Annotated in this window: 21 protein-coding genes; 3 read left to right on the top strand and 18 right to left on the bottom strand. The window is 37.9% G+C overall.

Translation table 11 applies throughout. The features are described from left to right. Nucleotides 1-206 precede the first annotated feature (206 nt). On the top strand, nt 207-1,139 hold the full coding sequence (locus tag FACI_RS08250; RefSeq protein WP_009887694.1) for a hypothetical protein: 933 nt from the start codon (nt 207-209) through the stop codon (nt 1,137-1,139). Between the two features lie 130 nt (nt 1,140-1,269). Here the strand turns inward: FACI_RS08250 and FACI_RS08245 are convergent, their stop codons facing one another. Together FACI_RS08245 and FACI_RS08240 are read right to left on the bottom strand one after the other, a co-directional pair. Next, a complete protein-coding gene (locus FACI_RS08245; RefSeq protein WP_009887693.1) occupies nt 1,270-2,388 on the bottom strand; it encodes an aminotransferase class V-fold PLP-dependent enzyme in 1,119 nt (372 codons plus the stop codon). Further along, entirely contained in the window at nt 2,381-3,799 is a 1,419-nt protein-coding gene (locus FACI_RS08240; RefSeq protein ID WP_009887692.1) for an APC family permease, read from the bottom strand. Before FACI_RS08240 ends, FACI_RS08245 begins: the two co-directional genes overlap by 8 nt. Before the next feature lie 142 nt (nt 3,800-3,941). Here FACI_RS08240 and FACI_RS08235 point away from each other — a divergent pair, with 142 nt between their 5' ends. Next, nucleotides 3,942-4,397 carry an Lrp/AsnC family transcriptional regulator gene (locus FACI_RS08235; protein WP_187288945.1) on the top strand — a complete coding sequence of 152 codons (456 nt, stop codon included), beginning with the start codon at nt 3,942-3,944 and terminating at the stop codon, nt 4,395-4,397. 275 nt (nt 4,398-4,672) lie between these two features. After that, complete coding sequence (locus tag FACI_RS08230) at nt 4,673-5,008, top strand: TA0956 family protein (RefSeq protein ID WP_019841741.1); 336 nt, start codon at nt 4,673-4,675, stop codon at nt 5,006-5,008. Here FACI_RS08230 and FACI_RS08225 read toward each other — a convergent pair. The 16 genes from FACI_RS08225 to gatD all read right to left on the bottom strand — a co-directional run bounded on the left by FACI_RS08225 (nt 5,005) and on the right by gatD (nt 18,345). Beyond that, nucleotides 5,005-5,250 (bottom strand): hypothetical protein, encoded by a 246-nt coding sequence (locus tag FACI_RS08225; protein ID WP_009887689.1) that lies wholly within the window; start codon nt 5,248-5,250, stop codon nt 5,005-5,007. The two genes, FACI_RS08230 and FACI_RS08225, sit on opposite strands and share 4 nt — an antisense overlap. Then, nucleotides 5,247-5,585, bottom strand: coding sequence for a hypothetical protein (locus FACI_RS08220; RefSeq protein WP_009887688.1), 339 nt, complete (start codon nt 5,583-5,585; stop codon nt 5,247-5,249). Before FACI_RS08220 ends, FACI_RS08225 begins: the two co-directional genes overlap by 4 nt. Nucleotides 5,586-5,594: 9 nt before the next feature. Continuing rightward, entirely contained in the window at nt 5,595-7,001 is a 1,407-nt protein-coding gene (gene nuoN, locus FACI_RS08215) for an NADH-quinone oxidoreductase subunit NuoN (RefSeq protein ID WP_009887687.1), read from the bottom strand. After that, entirely contained in the window at nt 6,998-8,494 is a 1,497-nt protein-coding gene (locus FACI_RS08210) for an NADH-quinone oxidoreductase subunit M (RefSeq protein ID WP_009887686.1), read from the bottom strand. Before FACI_RS08210 ends, nuoN begins: the two co-directional genes overlap by 4 nt. Next, entirely contained in the window at nt 8,495-10,378 is a 1,884-nt protein-coding gene (locus FACI_RS08205) for an NADH-quinone oxidoreductase subunit 5 family protein (protein WP_009887685.1), read from the bottom strand. It lies immediately after the preceding gene. After that, nucleotides 10,372-10,671, bottom strand: a complete 300-nt coding sequence (nuoK, locus tag FACI_RS08200) for an NADH-quinone oxidoreductase subunit NuoK (RefSeq protein ID WP_009887684.1) — start codon at nt 10,669-10,671, stop codon at nt 10,372-10,374. The genes FACI_RS08205 and nuoK overlap by 7 nt, the downstream gene beginning before the upstream one ends. Then, on the bottom strand, nt 10,668-10,889 hold the full coding sequence (locus FACI_RS10440; protein WP_009887683.1) for an NADH-quinone oxidoreductase subunit J: 222 nt from the start codon (nt 10,887-10,889) through the stop codon (nt 10,668-10,670). Before FACI_RS10440 ends, nuoK begins: the two co-directional genes overlap by 4 nt. Continuing rightward, the gene (locus tag FACI_RS10435; RefSeq protein ID WP_009887682.1) at nt 10,879-11,130 is read right to left on the bottom strand and encodes an NADH-quinone oxidoreductase subunit J; all 252 of its coding nucleotides are present in this window, start codon (nt 11,128-11,130) and stop codon (nt 10,879-10,881) included. Before FACI_RS10435 ends, FACI_RS10440 begins: the two co-directional genes overlap by 11 nt. After that, on the bottom strand, nt 11,127-11,624 hold the full coding sequence (nuoI, locus tag FACI_RS08185; RefSeq protein WP_019841739.1) for an NADH-quinone oxidoreductase subunit NuoI: 498 nt from the start codon (nt 11,622-11,624) through the stop codon (nt 11,127-11,129). The genes FACI_RS10435 and nuoI overlap by 4 nt, the downstream gene beginning before the upstream one ends. Before the next feature lie 5 nt (nt 11,625-11,629). Continuing rightward, a complete protein-coding gene (locus FACI_RS08180) occupies nt 11,630-12,685 on the bottom strand; it encodes a complex I subunit 1/NuoH family protein (protein WP_009887680.1) in 1,056 nt (351 codons plus the stop codon). Further along, nucleotides 12,682-13,791 (bottom strand): NADH-quinone oxidoreductase subunit D, encoded by a 1,110-nt coding sequence (locus FACI_RS08175; RefSeq protein WP_009887679.1) that lies wholly within the window; start codon nt 13,789-13,791, stop codon nt 12,682-12,684. Before FACI_RS08175 ends, FACI_RS08180 begins: the two co-directional genes overlap by 4 nt. Further along, nucleotides 13,785-14,240, bottom strand: coding sequence for an NADH-quinone oxidoreductase subunit C (locus FACI_RS08170; protein ID WP_009887678.1), 456 nt, complete (start codon nt 14,238-14,240; stop codon nt 13,785-13,787). The genes FACI_RS08175 and FACI_RS08170 overlap by 7 nt, the downstream gene beginning before the upstream one ends. 5 nt (nt 14,241-14,245) lie before the next feature. Continuing rightward, complete coding sequence (locus FACI_RS08165; RefSeq protein ID WP_019841737.1) at nt 14,246-14,710, bottom strand: NADH-quinone oxidoreductase subunit B; 465 nt, start codon at nt 14,708-14,710, stop codon at nt 14,246-14,248. Continuing rightward, entirely contained in the window at nt 14,707-15,141 is a 435-nt protein-coding gene (gene ndhC, locus FACI_RS08160) for an NADH-quinone oxidoreductase subunit A (protein WP_009887676.1), read from the bottom strand. Before ndhC ends, FACI_RS08165 begins: the two co-directional genes overlap by 4 nt. 136 nt (nt 15,142-15,277) lie before the next feature. Beyond that, the gene (gatE, locus tag FACI_RS08155; RefSeq protein ID WP_019841736.1) at nt 15,278-17,131 is read right to left on the bottom strand and encodes a Glu-tRNA(Gln) amidotransferase subunit GatE; all 1,854 of its coding nucleotides are present in this window, start codon (nt 17,129-17,131) and stop codon (nt 15,278-15,280) included. A gap of 5 nt (nt 17,132-17,136) precedes the next feature. After that, entirely contained in the window at nt 17,137-18,345 is a 1,209-nt protein-coding gene (gene gatD / locus FACI_RS08150) for a Glu-tRNA(Gln) amidotransferase subunit GatD (RefSeq protein ID WP_009887674.1), read from the bottom strand. Nucleotides 18,346-18,376 lie beyond the last annotated feature (31 nt).

Genomic DNA, 18,376 nt, shown 5'->3' with positions numbered 1-18,376 from the left:
ATTAATAAATATTTGCATTGTAATAATCATTAGAAATACCTGAAATATAGAATAAAATAGAAATAAAATATATGAATTATTAGTGTACCCACATAATAATATTGTTACAACACTGTAATTTCAATTATTTTCAGGAAAAATATTTTAAATAGTTGTAAAGTCAAGTTCATATGAAATATTTTTATAGAATTATATAATACTTTATTATGTTGATTTCAGAAACCACCGGTATAAATGATATGGAATGCCACATTAAGCTAAATATTGACTCGTTTATGACACAGAACCTTAAGCTCCTTGGCAAGGATTATACACTGTTCTTCAGGAAAGAAGGAGATGATGTATACATAAAAACATTTGTAGATAAATCCTTTGAACACATGCTTGTTCCTAATCCGGATGCTTTCCAGCAAATAGATAATTATTTCTCAATAACGGAAAAATTGAAATTCCCCATAATTTTTGAATTCATTTCCAGTTTAAATTCAATCCCTACTGTTATGATGCACCGTCCATACTTATCCGACGGCATGTTGAATATAGTTTTTTCCTATATGCACAGGTATTCAAAAAATGTTACCGATGCCTTTATTCCGGTAACTTCTGGAAGTAAACTGGTAGCTGATGTATCGATTCACCCTTCCAGCGGTGCCCTGGCAACTTTACTTAATTTCTCTAAAATACGCCCTTTAAGTGTAATTAGATTCAGAATACACAGGGATGCGCATGATGATAGAAAATTAATGGATAATCTGGAATCATCAGGATCAATAGGCAGGCTCGTAACAGATTATATTGATAAAAAGCAATTCAGGATGGCAGTTATATCTGAGAAACCCTTAGAATTGCTTCCTGGCATAGAGAAAATTCCCGGGGATGGGAATTTTTACTGGATTACAATAAATAATCCTATTCTGGGAAAGGTAATGGAAAAGGCCGGGTCACGTGGAATATACATTGATACCACTTATTTTCAGATAGAGAAAAAACATCTTGTCATTACACAATTTATCCCGAAAATTCGAACAATTGAATACATGCAGATACTTTTTAACACGTCTATAGCTGAAATAAATAGAAACGATGTTGCCATTGATATAGCCACTCCCCTGTCTGAACATATAATCAATTTCTTGTAAAACAGATTCTGGCTGTTAAAATTTTTTATGCATAATTTTAGTTGTTTTTAAGATCCAATTCGCTTTCATGGGCTGGCATGCAACTTGTCTGTATAACTATATTAAAAACTAATTGCATATAAAAATGCAATCATTTAAAAAACTGGAATTTTATTTTTTCTATGGCTTCACTTATCTCTTCCTCTGTGTTATAAAAGTGAGGTGCGATCCTGAGCGAATCCCCCCTTGCAGATGTTATAATTTTGTATTTTTTCTTTAACATTGCTTCTGCATCGCCGGGATTTTTCATCGGTATGGCTATTATATTTGCAGCTTCATCCGGTGTTATAGTTGGTATTCCATTCCTCTCCAGCGAATCAATTGCATGCTGAAACAACTTCCTGTCTTCTTTTTCTATGTAATCATAATAATCAAGTATTGCTTTCATCCCTTCAATTGATGCATATATGGAAGGAATTGCCCATGTTCCATTTTCAAATCTCCTCGCTCCTTCAGCATAATTCAAGGATTCAGCACCAAACTCAAATGGATTTTTCTGGGAAAACCATCCAATGTTTGCAGGTTTCAACGTTTCAACTATCTCCGGATTGACATAGAGAAATGCAACACCGGATACACCGAGAAGCCATTTGAGGTTCCCGGATGCAAGAAAATCTATCTTTGATTTTTTGACATCTATATTTACACCACCAAGAGATTGATAATCGTCCACATAGATATATGAGCCATTCTCATGTGCAATGCTGGCTATTTTTCCTACATCCTGCCTGAACCCGTTAAGGGATGATACGTGTATGGCCGTTGTCATCAATGTATTTTTATTAATAGCGCCATTATAATTATCTATGTCAATTGTATTGCCACTGCTCTTTATGGTTTTTATTTTAGCGCCGAATTTCGAATATCCATACAACGCAAAATTCGTTGTTGGGAATTCCATGTCTGAAGTTACAATTTCATTGCGGTTTGAGAATTCCATGGAACTCATAATTGAATTCAACGCCGATGATACGGAATACAGTGCAGCGATGTCTTTTTTATCTGCGTGGATGAGCTGTGCAAAGAGTTCGCGGGCTTTCTCCACTTTTTCAGTCCATAAATTCCACGGGTTCCCCAACTCTATTACATCTTTCATATAATTTTCCATGCTGGACTTAACAGTCTTAAGCATAGGTGATTTAGAGCAGGCTGCAAGATGGTTGACATTATCCAGATTATAAAATAATTCCCTTATTTTTTCCTTATTCATATAAATCCTCCTTTATGTGTATTTTTAAAATATCCTTTTTCTTTATAAATATGTAGGCAAGTGCTATTATGCCGTATGTCAGAATTATTATTGGTCCATAGGCAATTGGGAAAGTCAGTGAAACCACAGAATAATATATGGCCAGTACTATTATTATGGTTGATATTGTTGGTAGAAGTACATGTGTTGATACTTTCACTGCGCTGTATTCCCTTTCTTTCCTGAATTTAGAGTAAAGTGAAAAATTGACCATTACATGTATTACAAGCGTGGTGATTGTACTTACTGCAGCGAAGAACAGGAAATCGTCAAAAAACCCGTTGAAGAATCCTTTCTCGGCATAGAAAAATATAATGGACGAAACCAGTGAAAGCCCAGTGAATATTACAAGAATGTATCCCAGGGCTACATGTGGAGACCGGTTAGTATTATGTATTGCAGAAAGCCCATGTGGAAGCATGTTATCTTTTGCCATAGCGTAGAGATTTCTTGATAGTGCAGTTCCCATGGTAACAAAGAGCGGGTATACAACGAAAAAATTGAGAATAAAAAATATATCAGTAGGGAGATGCCCGAATTTGCCCACTATAATAAATCCAGGATAAATACTGTTGCTGAATGAAGCCATAGCATTAATTCCCCAGCCTGCTACCATTGCGTAAGAACCTAACAGGTAAATAGCACCCATAATGAGAATTATATACAGAACTGCCTTGCCTATGGATTTTCTTCCGGCTCTCGCTTCCTCACCAAGCGGGACTATTGACCCGAACCCTGCAAATGAAAGGTAGCTCCCGGTTATGAAACCTAAAAACACACCCTTGATACCTACATGATACGCTGTAAATGGCAATAAGCCTATTTTAGGTGAAAAGACGATTATAGCGATGGATATTGTAATCACGAAAATAATCTGTATCATATTTGCAACTATCTGAGATTTATAAGAAAGTTTTATTCCCCTGTAAACCACGTAAAAAGCTGGTATTGAGATCAGTATTATATATAGATAGCTGTAATAGTCCGGAATGGATAAACCACTTACAAATCCCAATGTAGGGGAAAAGGTGAGAACATAATAGCTAAGTATAAAAAGCAGATTCGCAAATTCATATAATATGTAGAGAAATGCTGCAAGTGATCCTGCGCTCATGCCAAGACCATCCCCTATATAACCATAATAACCACGTGCACTTGCCATTTTCTTTGAATACTGATATATGGAATTCCCCGCAAGAAGTGATGCAAGGAGACCGATTATAAAAGAAAGGGGCGTGGCTCCCAGAGCAAATGCGGCGGCTCCTAATATTGACCCACCAAAGATGCCTATTGGCGATAGTTGTCCCATAGCTTGAAAAACTAGCCCGCCTGTTCCGACTGAATTTTTGTTAAGGCTACTCGAATTATCCATAAAAAATTAATGTCAGGAGGTATTTAATATAATCGAAAATTTATACGATAATAATTTAATTTTTTATTGAAATTCATAAGCTTAATGTTTATATTATGAAAATTATTAGCAAATTATTTAAACTAAAATGAATTTATATTACATGGAGTATGAGATTTCAAAACTGGATAAAACCATCATTAAAATGTTGATTAAAAATACAAGAATTACAGTACGAGAGATAGCAGCTCAAACTGGTATTTCTGAACCCACTGTAAAGAAAAAAATTACAGGTATGCTTGAACGTGGTATTATTAAACAGTTTACATGCAATATAGACATGGCAAAATTTGGATATAATATTTCATTTATAACCATGGTTAGAATATTTAACGCAACAAACTCTGAAACAATTGCAAGAAAATTGATGAAAATTAATGAAGTCTATTCTGTTGATATGATCACAGGTGAATATGATCTGATTCTCAGAGGTTATTCAAAAAACCAGGAAGACTTATACAATGTATTAACAAAAATTCAATTTGTAGCAGGGATTGAACACCTGTTTACCAACATAATAATACAATCAATGGGAACAAAAACTGTGGTTCCGGCATAATACGCTGTTGCAAATATATAAACCCATAAAATTTGTGGCGTTACTCTCGTTTATATTTAGAACTACGATACCGTGATTTCATCACATTTTTATTATATTTACAGTTGCACGTAAGAATATTTTGTGGGCCAATGTGCAATAATATTCCTTTGCATTGAATACCTATTCCAACCGGATGGGTACAATGCATCTAATGTGACCACGAACCTCGAGAAATTTTGCAATTAAGAAAACGAAATAAAAATATAAAGTAATACAATTACATACCGATAATTATGGTAACCTGCGTGATGTATAACCTGAAAATGAGTGAAACACACCCTTCGACGATTTGCGTTCTTGCTTCGAAATTTGAAGATTCCTTCGAGGACTTGATAGAGGTTCTTACCTCACCATTGCCTGATGAGAGCCTTGAAGAATTTATTGAAAGCTATGCAAGGACTGATGAGATTATGCCGGAAGACAAAACTATAGGCTTTGTCATAATAAATAAGGAAAAGAAAGTAGCATCCCTTAACTTTAGCGAGAAATATTTTGATCAAAAAAAGCTGGATGAAATTCTGGAGAAATACAAAAACATGGGATACAAAACTGAGGTAGAATACAGTTAATACATTGTTAAATTATATGTTTTATCTGCCACCTCATAGCTTTCCCTTGAATCTATTTTTAGCAATTTGCTGATCTTTATCATATGTTCTTCCGGGCTTTTATCATAGGCTTCCCGCCATAACACCAGGCGTTTTTCCTTATCATTATATAGTACCGTTTCCCCGCATTTCTGGATGCAATGTATGGCCTCCGCGGCTTCATCTGCAGTATTTATATTGTTAAAGCAATTCAGATAATTCATATCTCACCGCACCTCTTCCCATCGAAGGATGGATATTTTATATTGTACCTATTTATAGAATACAATATAGTATCAACCAGGTTGAATACATATCCCTTATAATCGTGTATATACGGAAATATATTGTATTTCTCATCGGAAAAAATGTTATATAAATCATCTGGAGTTTTGTCTCCCTTTAAGGCATCGATAAGGTACTGCATGAATTCTTCAGCGGTTTTTAACCCCCTTTTGGTGTATATCTTCCTGTTTCTCTCCACTATCTTATAAGCATTATTTACATCACCGTTTACCAGTGATGTCTTAAATATTTCTATTACATCTTCTGTGTTCATCCTATCACCTCATATTATAGCTATTCCAACAAGGTATGTATACAGTGCAAATGAAACACCCAGCCCCAGTGTAGCCAGCCCCATTATAATTACACTATACTTGATTCCAGGGGCCATATTGAAATCATTGTCCCCTTCCTTCCTGTATGAATATATGATTATCCTGAAATAATAGAATATGGAAATTGCGCTGTTAATTATAGCTATTACAGCGAGCCACCACAGATTTCCGATAATCAGTGTGAAGAACAGGAAATATTTCGCAATAAAACCACCGGTAAGCGGTACACCAGCCAGTGACAGAAGCATTATTGCCAGGAATAGGGCAGTATATCTGGATTTTTTTGCCAGCCCTGCAATATCGCCTATCATCACCTTATCATTTTTAAACAGGCTCATTGCTATGAATGGCCCTGCCTTCATGAATATATATGCTAAGGCGTAGAACATTGCCGATGCTATTGCAAACTTCACAAATATCTCCTTTGATACAAGCACAGCAGGATAATATGAATATCCAATCAGGGCAAATACCAGTATCATATACCCCGCCTGCGCTATACTTGAATATGCCAGTATACGTTTAAGATTGTTTTCCATCAGGGCTGCCAGATTGCCGTATGTCATTGTAAGTATTGCAAGTATTGCGAAGAAGAAGAACACATAATTGTAATCAGGTATAAAACCAAGGAAGAGGAATTTTAATAGTATCATATATGCAACTAACTTGCCTCCTGTGGAAAGAAAAGCAGAAACGGAATTGGGTGCCCCATCGTATGTATCTATTGCCCACTGTTGCATTGGGAATATGGCAATTTTGAATCCAAATCCTATAGTTATAAAAACCAGTGCAAGCAAAAGAGACCTGTTAAAATCTATTGTGGTAATAGCGTTGAGGTTGAAAGTTCTTGTAGAAAGATAGAAAAATGCGATACCCATAATATTGAAAGATGTCCCAACTGTGCTAACCATGAAATATTTTAATGATGCTTCAAGATTCCTTTTTGTCTTGTTGTATGCCGTTAAGATGTATGTTGCAATGCTTACTCCTTCGAATGAAATGAACAGTATTATAAGATTGTAGGTGAATGCAGCTATGATCATTGATAGTGCTGTGAATAGCAATATAGCATAATAAACATCAAATCTCTTCTTAATATCGTTCATTGATGGTATAATTATAACCATTATAGATACCAGGAATATTAAAGCCCAGTATGAATCGAATGATGATATGTTCAGCGATGATATGCTGTAATTTTTAACCTGGAACAGTATTATAAAAAATGCAACTATCATTATTATAAATGTAAACCCGCCGAGTATTTTTTTATTATCCGTTTTAATGCCAGCTGCCAGTGTTATAAAGCCCGCAAGCCCCAGTAAAATTAGTGCGTAAAGGTATTCATAATTCATATTAATCCCCCCAGATGAGAAGCATATGCCGTCAGTATCTTAAAGAATAGTGTTGGATATACGCCGAGGAAGATGGTACATACCATAATGAAAAACAGTATGAGAAACTCCTGTTTATTTACATCCCTGAGCCGCCCAAGCCTCTCGTTGAAATATCCAAATATGGTTCTCTGTGCTGCCCATATGAGAAATGCTGCAATGACAATAAGCCCAAGTACAATAAACAGAGTATAAAGGCCTATGCTCTGGAATGCGGATATGGTAACTGAAAATTCCCCGATAAAGCCTGCAAGAGAAGGTAGTCCAAGCGATGCCAGCATACCGACCAGCAGGAAAGATGATAGGATTGGCAGTTCCCTATTCAGGCCTCCGAGCTCATAGATCCTCGATGTTCCTGTCCTTTTATAAACCAGTGAAAGTGAGGCAAAAATAAGTGCCGCAACGAATGTATGTGCAATTATCTGGTACATTCCACCAGCCAGATCAAGCGTTCTCACATAGCCAGTTGACAGCAAAGCAGTTCCAAATGCAATAGTTATAAACGACATCTCCGCAGCGCTTCCATAGGCTGCCATCCTTTTAAGGTCTGGCTGGAACAGGGCAGAAAATGCGAAGTATATTATGCTTATAAGCCCCAGAAATATTATAAAATATACGAGATATTTTGGGAAGAGCCCGGCTATAGGGTATAATATGCCCAGCAGGCCATATCCACCCATTGCCACAAGCCCTCCAGAAAGCATTATAGTTCCGGAATAGGGTGCATCGTAATATGCATCTGGAAGCCATACATGCAGCGGGAACGTTGGCAATTTTATCAGGAAAGCCAGAAGAAACCCGAATAGTATAAAATAGAAAGCATATGTTGGAATGCCAATTATGAAAGCCACATTCATAAGGTCACCAATCTGAAATGTAAATATGCTGGTTTTCAGGAAGTAGTAAGTAGAAAGGGTAAAAATAGAGAGCAGCAGAAACAGTGAACCAATATGCGTATATATGAAGAATTTCAACGAACTTTTCTCCTTATTTCCTGTACCATACTTCCCTATAATGAAGAATACCGGTATCAGGACAACTTCCCAGAAAATATAGAAGAACAGGAAATTGCGTACCATGAATAGTCCTGCCAGTCCGAACCCTGCTGCCATGAAAAGGCCGTAGAAATAAGCTCCGTGTGATTTGCTTCCCATTAGGATCGAGAACATAGTAATTAACAGTGCAATGATGACAAGGAGATCAGAGAATCCGGTTAATCCAAGGGAGAAATTAATATTGATAGTGATTCCGCTGGTGCTGAAACTCGTTAATAGCACATTATAATATGATATTACTCCTCCGGTATAATTCCTGAAATCGAATATTGAATATATAATGAAAAACACTGTGAGTATGCCCAGTGAAACCAGTGAAACTGATTTTGAATGCTTTCCTGCGAAGAAGCTTAAGCCGGTTAGTATAAAGAATAGTATAAAGAAATAAAGTAGTATCATTTAGATCACCCCTATGAGTTCTATTATGGCGAAAATAACTATCATGCCGATTATCAGGAAAGCCACATAGAATGGAATATCACCTGTTTCTATTTTCCTGAAGTCTGTGCCTATGTCAGATATATCCTTCCCTGCTGAATCTATCCTGTCATTAAATTTTCTCTCTGCAACACCGATCAGGTATGAAATTGGCAATATAATCCGCTCGGAAATAATTTCCGTGTAAAGCCAGTCAAAATAGAATTTATTCTTAATTATTTTATAAAGCGGGTTTTTAGTTATATTTGTATATCCTTTTACATTGTAACGGTATATTGCATATGCTATAGCTATTCCAAGAAAAGAAAATATCACAGGTATTGCAGCTATTATAAATGGCGGGGAGTAAATCTTAACCGAACTATCCAGGAATGTATAGAATGGCTTCTGGATGATTCCAAGTGTCAGTGAAAGGAAGGCTAAAACCATCAATGGAACTAAATATATTAGTTTTGGATCGTGCGCCTTTTCCGCCAGTTTTGATCTTGGTTTCCCGGCGAACACCAGGAAGTACAGCCTGAATGCATATATTGCGGTAAGAATTTCACCGAACACCAGTAAAAGCCATGGTATTATGTTCCCTGAATTTACAAAGTATTCATATGCACCGGAGATTATCTGGTCCCTTGAGAAGTATCCTGCTGTGGGTGGAATAGCCGCAAGTGTCACTACACCGATGAGCATCAATATAGCAGTAACCGGCATTTTCCTGAACAGGCCTCCCATGTCTTTTATATTCCTTAATTCCATCAACATTACCAGTATAACGCCCGCTGACATGAACAGCAATGCCTTGAATACGGCGTGGACTACAAGATGGTACATTCCGAATGTTACTCCGGAATATCCAATTACGCCGCCCAATCCAATAGCAGCCATCATATAGCCAAGCTCGCTGATAGTTGAATATGCAATAACTCTTTTGATGTCGTTTACAACTATTGCCAGTATTCCTGCGTAGAATGCAGTGAATGATCCTATTATAGCAACTGCATATAATGAAAAGGATGCAGAATAGTAGAATAGTGGAAATAGCCTTGCAACCAGATAAACTCCAGCAGTTACCATTGTAGCAGCATGTATTAATGCTGAGACGGTGGTTGGGCCTTCCATAGAATCTGGCAGCCAGACATGCAATGGAAATTGCGCTGATTTGGCAACTGCCCCTGCAAGGAATAATATTGTTGCAAGTGCAAGTACATCTGGCCCTATGGCTGATGCTATAGATTGTGCATTGTCAATTAGATATGGTATACTCAGGGGGCTTGTTCCTGCTGGCACTATATTTACCAGTTTTGCAAATAGTACACCCATGCCAATAATAAATAGAAGATCGCCGACACGTGTGACAATAAATGCTTTCTTCGCAGCTGCGGCGGCATTGGGCTTGAAAAACCAGAAGCCAATAAGGAGGTAAGAACATAATCCAACTATTTCCCAGAACAGGAAAAAGAGGACGAGGTTTGATGAAACAACCAGGCCAAGCATTCCCGCTATAAAAAGTGACGTTTCTGAAAAGTATATATTTTTCCTGGGATCGTCCTTCATGTAGAACATGGCAAATAATGTAATCATAAGCGACATGAAAGCCACCATCATTGCCATTATTACCGTAAGATGGCTTATATAAATACCCACATCTATATTATAAAACCACGTATAGTGTGAATAAATAAAATTATGGTGCAGCAGGTATAAATATGCGAGAATAACCAGTATGAGCGAGCCAAGAACCATCACGCTGCTGAAAATTCCAGAATATTTAAGCCTGTATTTTCCTATAATATATTCAAGTGGAAATCCGAATAATGGAAGAAGGAATATGAAGTAGTATATGCTTACCATTTGATATCCCTCAACAATGAAATATTGATTTTCCCGTATTTTTTAGAGATTAAAGTAAATATAGCTATGCCAACTGTGCTTTCTATGACTCCTATTGCGATTACGAATAGTGCAAATACCACCACAGATGTTGAATAATATAGGGTGGCTACACCAACAACATCCAGAAGGGCCGCGTTTAAGACAATCTCCAGCGATATGATAACCTTCATTCCAACCTTCGAGGTGGTAACTCCATAGATTCCTATGGTAAACAGTATCATTGAAAGAAATAGTATGTAAATTATATTCATTTTTCATCATCCTCGACTATATACATTACTCCAATTATTGATGCAACCAGCAGGACAGAAAGCAATTCAAATGGCACTATGTAGGTAGAAAATAAGAGTGTGCCTATGTCTGTTATATCCTGTGGCTTTATGGCAAAGCTTTTGTTAATGGTGAGCAGATTAATTCCAATTACAATGATAAACACGATTGCAGCAATTTTCTGTGCCTTATTCTTCAACGTCCTTACCTCCGGTCAGCATTAAAACGAAAACAATTAACATGACTACAGCACCTGCATATACCAGCAATTCTATACTCCCGACAAAACTCAGACCCAGAAAGATGAATATTATTGAAAACATTAACAGGAGTATAAGAAGGAATATTGATGAATGTATGAGGTTCTTTGTGCTTATGGCACTTAATGCCATTATTACAGCTATGGCAGCCAGGATGAAGAATATGATGGTATCTATCATTTTATAACATCCTCCTCCTGCATTGTTAATTCTTCCGGTGAATATGTAAAGCTGTTCCTTGTCCTTGCATCTTCAAACTGGTGTGTCAGATATATGGCATCTGTGGGGCATATTTCCTCACATTGCCTGCATACCGTGCATGTCCCGAAATTTACATCAGGATATATATTCCTTTTATTCTGCAAATTTTTTCTGTCTCCCCTGGCTGTCTGGACAACGTTATCTTCTAACCCGGTTCTGTCAAGATCCCAGTGCTCCATTTTTATGCTATGGTTAGGGCATATTTTTGAACATAATGTACATCCCACACATGCTTCCGGTACAAGGAATATACGGAAACGGAATCTTTCTGGAATTTTGCCTTTGTCTTCCGGATATTGAGTGGTAACTGGCTTCGTGAACACATATTTACCCATGTTTAGCATGGATTTGAGGGAACCAACTACCGGTATCGGCTTTTTCGGCATTTTTATTTCTTTAACTGTTGCAACCATATTTATCACCTAATATATAACACAAATAACCCTGCATAGACCAGATTGGCCATGGAAAGTGGAAGAAGATATTTCCACCCGAGATTGACAAACCTGTCTATCCTTATTCTGGGAAGGGTAACCCATACCACGAATGCTATCAATACCAGTATAACTGTTTTTATTAACAGGTAGAAAAATCCGACGTAGGATTCATATGGGCCATTGGCACCACCGAGATAGAGAATTGATATAATGAATGATGTAAGGTAAACCATTCCGAATAATCCAACATAGAATAATCCGAATCTCATACCCGAATATTCAGTTGTATACCCTGAAATTAGTTCGCTGTCGCTTTCTCCCATATCGAAGGGGGACATTGATGCCCTTGCTACCATGGATATGTAGAAAATAAGCAATCCCAGAGGTTCAATTATACCATATGGTATAACTTCATTTGAAACGATTCCGGAGAGGCTTAATCCGCCGGTTATGGCTGTTCCGGTAACATATGACCTTGATGTTATCATAACTATTGCCAGTACGCTTATCATCATGGGAATTTCAAACGATATATCTTTAGCCACTCCCCTCATAGTTCCTAGAAGGGCATAGTTGCTTTTTGTGCTTATTCCTGCAAGTATCTCACCGATAGGCAAAATAGATAGCAGACCGAACATCAGTATAAGTGTAACTCTGGAATGTGTAACTGCAATGGACCCGAAATAGGCAAGGTCGCCATATGGCAGCAGGATGAAAGCCAGTATTGTTCCAATAATTACTATTGCTGGAGCCAGCTTATATGCAAGGTCATCCCTCTTTGCAGGCATTATAGATTCCTTGCCAAGCAGTTTAAATAAATCTGCGATTAACTGCAGCAGCCCGAATTTACCAACCCTGTTTGGGCCTACCCTCCTCTGTATTCTTGCCATGTATTTTCTGAATATGTAAATTAAGGCAACAAAGGAAATACCAACAAAAACTATAACGACTATAGTCTGGATCAGGTATGCTAATCCAAATGATGCATCATAGCCCAGAAACGAAAGCCATTGATGTATCCTTAATAGTAAGCTCATCTATCCACCTCACCGGCTACAGCATCTGTTGAGGCAATAGTAGCGATCAGGTCTGCAATAAGGCCGCCGCGTGCCATTACAGGGACAACTGCCAGATTCTTAAAAGATGGGCTTCTGGCGTGAATCCTGTATGGTTTTAATCCACCATCTCCACGTATGAACACGCCGTATTCTCCACTTTCTGATTCAACCCGCGTAAAAACATCGCCCTGCCCTTTTAGTAGAAGCATTGCTGATTTTTTGGCCTTCGGGTTGAAAAATGGGCCGTCTGGCAGTTTAGCAAGGCATTGTTCAATTATTTTAATCGACTGTCTTAATTCCTCAGCCTTAAGGAGAAATCTTCCTAAATTATCCTTGGTATTTGTTACGGGAACATCGAAATTCACCTTATCGTAAAATAAATATGGTGAATCTTTCCTGACGTCGTATGCTATTCCGGATGCCCTTAGCATTGGTCCAGTAACACCATAATCAAGTGCGACTTCAGGTTCAAGTATGCCTGTTCCCTGGTTCCTCTGCCAGAATACTTCACTGTCCAGGTACATTTTTACTATTTCTTCAAGCTTACCCTTGAACCCTGAAATAAATTCTTTGATTTCTTCAATAATTGTATCGTTAAAATCCTGGTAAACTCCGCCTATGCTCATGTAGTTTACTTCCTGCCTGCCCCCTGAAGCTTCTACAAAAATATTCTGGATTTTTTCCCTTTCATGGAATGTGTGGAAGAACGGCGTAAGCATTCCAAGATCTAATCCAAGTGCGCCTATGCCGACCATCCTCGCCGCAATACGGCTCAATTCAGCCATGATCATTCTGATCCACTGGGCCCTTTCAGGGACTTCCATGCCCATCAGAGTTTCAGCAGCCCTGAGATAGGCAAGTTCCATGTTCATTGCGTCAATGTAATCCATCCTGTCAAAATATATTGTATTATTTGCATAATAACTTAATTCGCATATTTTTTCTGCATTTCTGTGGAGATACCCGATAGTTATATCCACATCTTCCACAGTTTCTTCATTTAACTTTACCCTGAATCTGTATATGCCATGTGTAGATGGATGGACAGGCCCCACATTCAATTCTATCCAGTGGGACACTACCATCCCTCCTTTTCATCGAAGCTTACGTGCTCTGCTCCACTCTTATCCATGCTAACGTACTGAACTTTTTTGAGGTCGTAATCCTTCCTGAGCGGATGGCCAACCCATTCCTCAGGCAACAGTATCCTCCTTAGATTTTCATGGCCTTCAAAAATCACGCCCATAAGGTCGTATTGTTCCCTTTCATCCCAGTCAGCAGCTTTCCATAGTTTAACTAAAGATGGAACTTTTTCATCATCTGTTGCCACCTTTACACAGATATAATCATTCTGGTCAAAATTATGTATATGGTAAACAACTTCAAGGTGGTCTTTCATATCTATGCCAGTGATCGATGAAAGATAGTAATCTTTGCCTTTATAATCTTCCATTAGTTCAACTAGGTCAGATTTGTCAATATTCAATACCTTCATTCCAGATTTGTCGGTTTCCTCAGATAAGATTTTATACATTTTTTTCACCTATCAGTCTCATTTCTAATCTTTTTCTGCAGGGTAATCAAACCGTAGGTAAGTGCCTGTGGAGAAGGAGGGCAGCCCGGAACATAAACATCTACCGGAATAACTTTATCTACGCCGAGCACAACTGAATAACCGTCTACATATGGGCCACCCTGTATAACACACACGCCCATTGCTATAACATATTTTGGATAAGGCATTTCTTCATATATCCTTTTTACCCTTGGTGCCATTCTTTTTGTAGTTGTACCTGCTACAATCATAAGGTCTGATTGCCTTGGCGAGTTCCTGAATATCTCACTTCCGAACCTTGCCATATCCAGGTCAGCTGCCTGTGTTGCCATCATCTCTATAGCACAGCAGGCAAGACCCATAGTCAAAGGCCATAATGAGTTTGACCTCCCCCATTGCAGAGCCTTTTCAAGAGTGGTAGTTTTAACTCCAAGATCTCCTGTTTTCATTTCATCCACCTCATGTAACCTTTTTTATATGCATAAAATACAACAAACAGGGGCATAGCCATGAATATCAATGTTTCAATGAATGGTATTATGCCGAGGGCATAGAAATCAAAAGCCCATGGAAATAATAAAAGCATATCAATGTCAAATAAGATAAAAAGGAATATTATAACATAATACTGTACAGTAATATGCCCTTCTGCATACTCCACCGCAACTTCACCACTTTCATATGGTTGAAGATAGGAATCATCTTCGGCCGGAGGATTATCCTCCAGGGAAATGTTCCTAGCTATTTCCTTCCTGTTGAATTTTATTCCCCCTTTTTTATACCTGTTCCCACCGATGGTTGGAAGGACTTTAAATAGTAGGTATAAAGCCAGTACCAGAATAATTATCGTTATTACAATGGAAGCATATCCTAATATCATCCCTCTTATATTTTTACAGCCTATTTAATTATATCGAATGGTAAGAAAATATGTAATTTCCGGCATTTCTGAAATCGTTAAAGTTACTTTTTAATTCTTTAATTAGTAACATTTACCACTACAAAAATGACAATTTTTATTTTTGATTTTGCATGGTTACAAATATTTTGATAACATCAGATGGGTTAAAAGATTGTTTTGTTTTCCCTCTGAACAGTGGAATTACATTTTTCTGTGTGACATTACCATCCTTTACCAGCTCGTCCAGGATTTTTTTAATCTCATTATCATTTAACATTTTTAGTTCTTCCCGTTTTTCCAGTTCTGATACAGGTATATTATCTATTATGTAAAGCGATAAAGCCGTTTCAAAGGTATTGCGATCCCATTTTTCTCTCCTGGACAATTCCAGTATGCTATCAGTATTATGATACTGCGGCAATTGCCTGGCTTCTAAATACTGATTTCCAAATATATCAACCATCTGCACCTGTGAAAGTTTCTTGCCCTTTTTGTTTTCCAATTCTGGAATGGTTTGCAACAGAATACGGGATAAGATGTGTGGATTATCGAAATTGCCAGCCAGTGCTTTAAATAGAGAAAGCAAATTATTATTTATTAAAGACTCAGCTTCAACCTGTGAGAGCTTGAATTTCTTTGTAAGTTCATTCATGGTTTCCTCGAGTGATTTTGGTACCAGTTTTTCTATGCTTTCCATTATTGCTTCTGTTATTTTTACAGCTGGAATATCTGTCTCAGGATACATCCTTTCCTTGCCTGCCAGTGGCCTTAGATACCGGGTCTCCCCGGATGGTGTTGCTGACCGTGTTTCCTCCAGCTGCATTTTCAGTATTTTATCGAACCTTTCATCAAGCAATGGCTTTAACTTTTCAATACGTGATTTTTCTCCCAGTACCACTATTACAGCATCATTATCGCCCTTCCCAGCAGTGGAATATATACTGTGGAGCTCTTCGTCTGAAAGGCCATATGCCGGAAACTCATCCGAGTGCATTAATCCCCCCAGGCCCATATTCTTAGCAACATCTGCAAATTCCCTTCCAAGTTTATAATTTCCGTGTTTCATCAATCCATTGCATGCAGATACTCTGGCGCACATTACAGATTTTCCAGAAGCTATTGATTTTTTAATCATTGATGAATCCGTATTCGTGAACATTCCTGTGATATCAATGAAGTTTCCAATTTCATGGGGCTTTTCAGCCAGTATCCGTGATATGGCTTCGAGCGAACTCTGCCTTTTAATTTCATATTCTATGGTATCTTTTATAAAGGATAGTTTCGAAACTCCCTTTATTTCTACCCTTCCGAAGCCCATGGAAAAATTGACATCCTGCCTTATGGAGTCTACTTCTCCCCTGAAATTCTGCATTGACATGACATAATGCCCTATGGCCTTTGCAGTTTCCAGTGCGTGGTCCGGGTCTATTATATCCGGTTCTGTTGAAATTTCAATAAGCGGTATTCCCAGCCTGTCAAGGGAATATTCCACAACACCCTCTTTTTCAGAAAGCTTTCTGCACGCATCCTCCTCAAGTGTTATTGTAGATATCCTAACATTCCCCCTGGAAGTTTTTACGTAGCCGTCCATGCCCACAATGCCGGTTCTCTGAAAGCCTGATGTGTTTGAACCATCAACCACTATTTTCCTCATAAATGATGTGTAATCCAGAACTTTACAGTGTAAAGCCTTTGAAATTGCAATAGTAGTTTTTAATGCATCCGGATTTACAGGATGGGGTGGTTCTTCATCCTTTTCTACAAGGCATGAATTTGAGCTTGCCCTGTATAAGAAATTCCTGTTTCGTATGGTTTCATATTCTACAGCAGTATCGAGTTTTCCAAGCTCCCCCATAACCGGTGTTAATTTTCTGGTAAATGATTCATTTAACTCTGTGCCTTCGGTACTGCACGAACAGAACAATTTATTGCCACCCAGCTGAAAATGTATTTCTAGACCTATCTTCATTTCTATCACTTCACCGTATCTTCGAATTCTCCCCGGAGGTTCTTCTGCATCAGTTCAACAAAATTATCAGGATAATTGGCAGAAAGGTACATTGCTTTAACCATGGCAGTTTCCGCAAGCATATTCTGCAGCGGGATTACTCCTGCATCTATCAGTTCCCTGCCAGTGGAATAAACATTCATATTTACATTTCCGTAAATACACTGTGAGGTCATAAAGAAATGGGTTTCCCGGGATAATTTTCTTATTACATCTATAATTCCGGTAGATGTGTGCCCCAGGCCGGTTCCCATAATAATAACTGCCTTTTTGTTGTATGATAGGTTATAAAAATCCTCTTCTGCCATGCCAGGATAGAAATATATGAGCCCTATATTTTTATCAAGCCTGTCTTTTAAAATTATGCTGTCCGATTTATGCCTTATATTTTTAATTTCTTTGACTTTTCCATCTGCGTATAACCCCAATGGCGGTTCGCTGATTGATTTAAACGCATCACGGCTGCTTGTGTGCATTTTCCTGGCCCTTGTTGCACGGTAAAGGGAAATAGAATCATCAGATGTATCTGTATGCATTGCAATTCCAACTTCCCCCATATCCGTGGATGCAAAGTGTATTGAACCCTCTATATTAAGAAATGCATCACTGCTTGGCCTGTCAGAACTTCTCTGGCTGCCAGTAAATATAATGGGCTCCGTCTGCTCCTCAAACATAAATGATAATGCGGAAGCGGAGTACTGCATGGTATCTGTTCCATGGAATATTATAACTGAGTTACCCTTTTTCATTGCATCCCTTGCCTTCCTTGCAAACTGTACCCATTTTTCTGCGTTAACATTCTCACTGAGTATATTGTCTATGCTTTCATGGTAAAGTTTGAACTGACTAATATTATTAACAAAATTATATAAATATGATATGTCCTTAACAGGTTTTACGGCTCCGGTAGTGTAATCCACCGAGCTTGCTATTGTTCCCCCTGTTGTAAGTATACATACTCCATTTTCCCCACAACCTGAATTTTTGGTTTCAGCTCCAGGTTTATCCCCTTTTTCCATGGAGTATTCTTTTTTAATTTCAATTGAACTGGCATCCACTGTAATATTGTAGCCACTTCCCAGTTTAACTGTTATTGTATTTTTTCCGGAACTTATATAGGTTCCGGCATATTCCTGGCCTTTATAGGAAAATATAATTTTCTGCCCGATTAACATTATCCTTCAATGTTTCTGACATATAAAAACT

This window comes from Ferroplasma acidarmanus Fer1 (assembly GCF_000152265.2).
Taxonomy (GTDB): domain Archaea; phylum Thermoplasmatota; class Thermoplasmata; order Thermoplasmatales; family Thermoplasmataceae; genus Ferroplasma; species Ferroplasma acidiphilum.
Note: the sequence above shows the minus strand (reverse complement) of the source record. Positions and strands in the feature narration are given on the sequence as shown.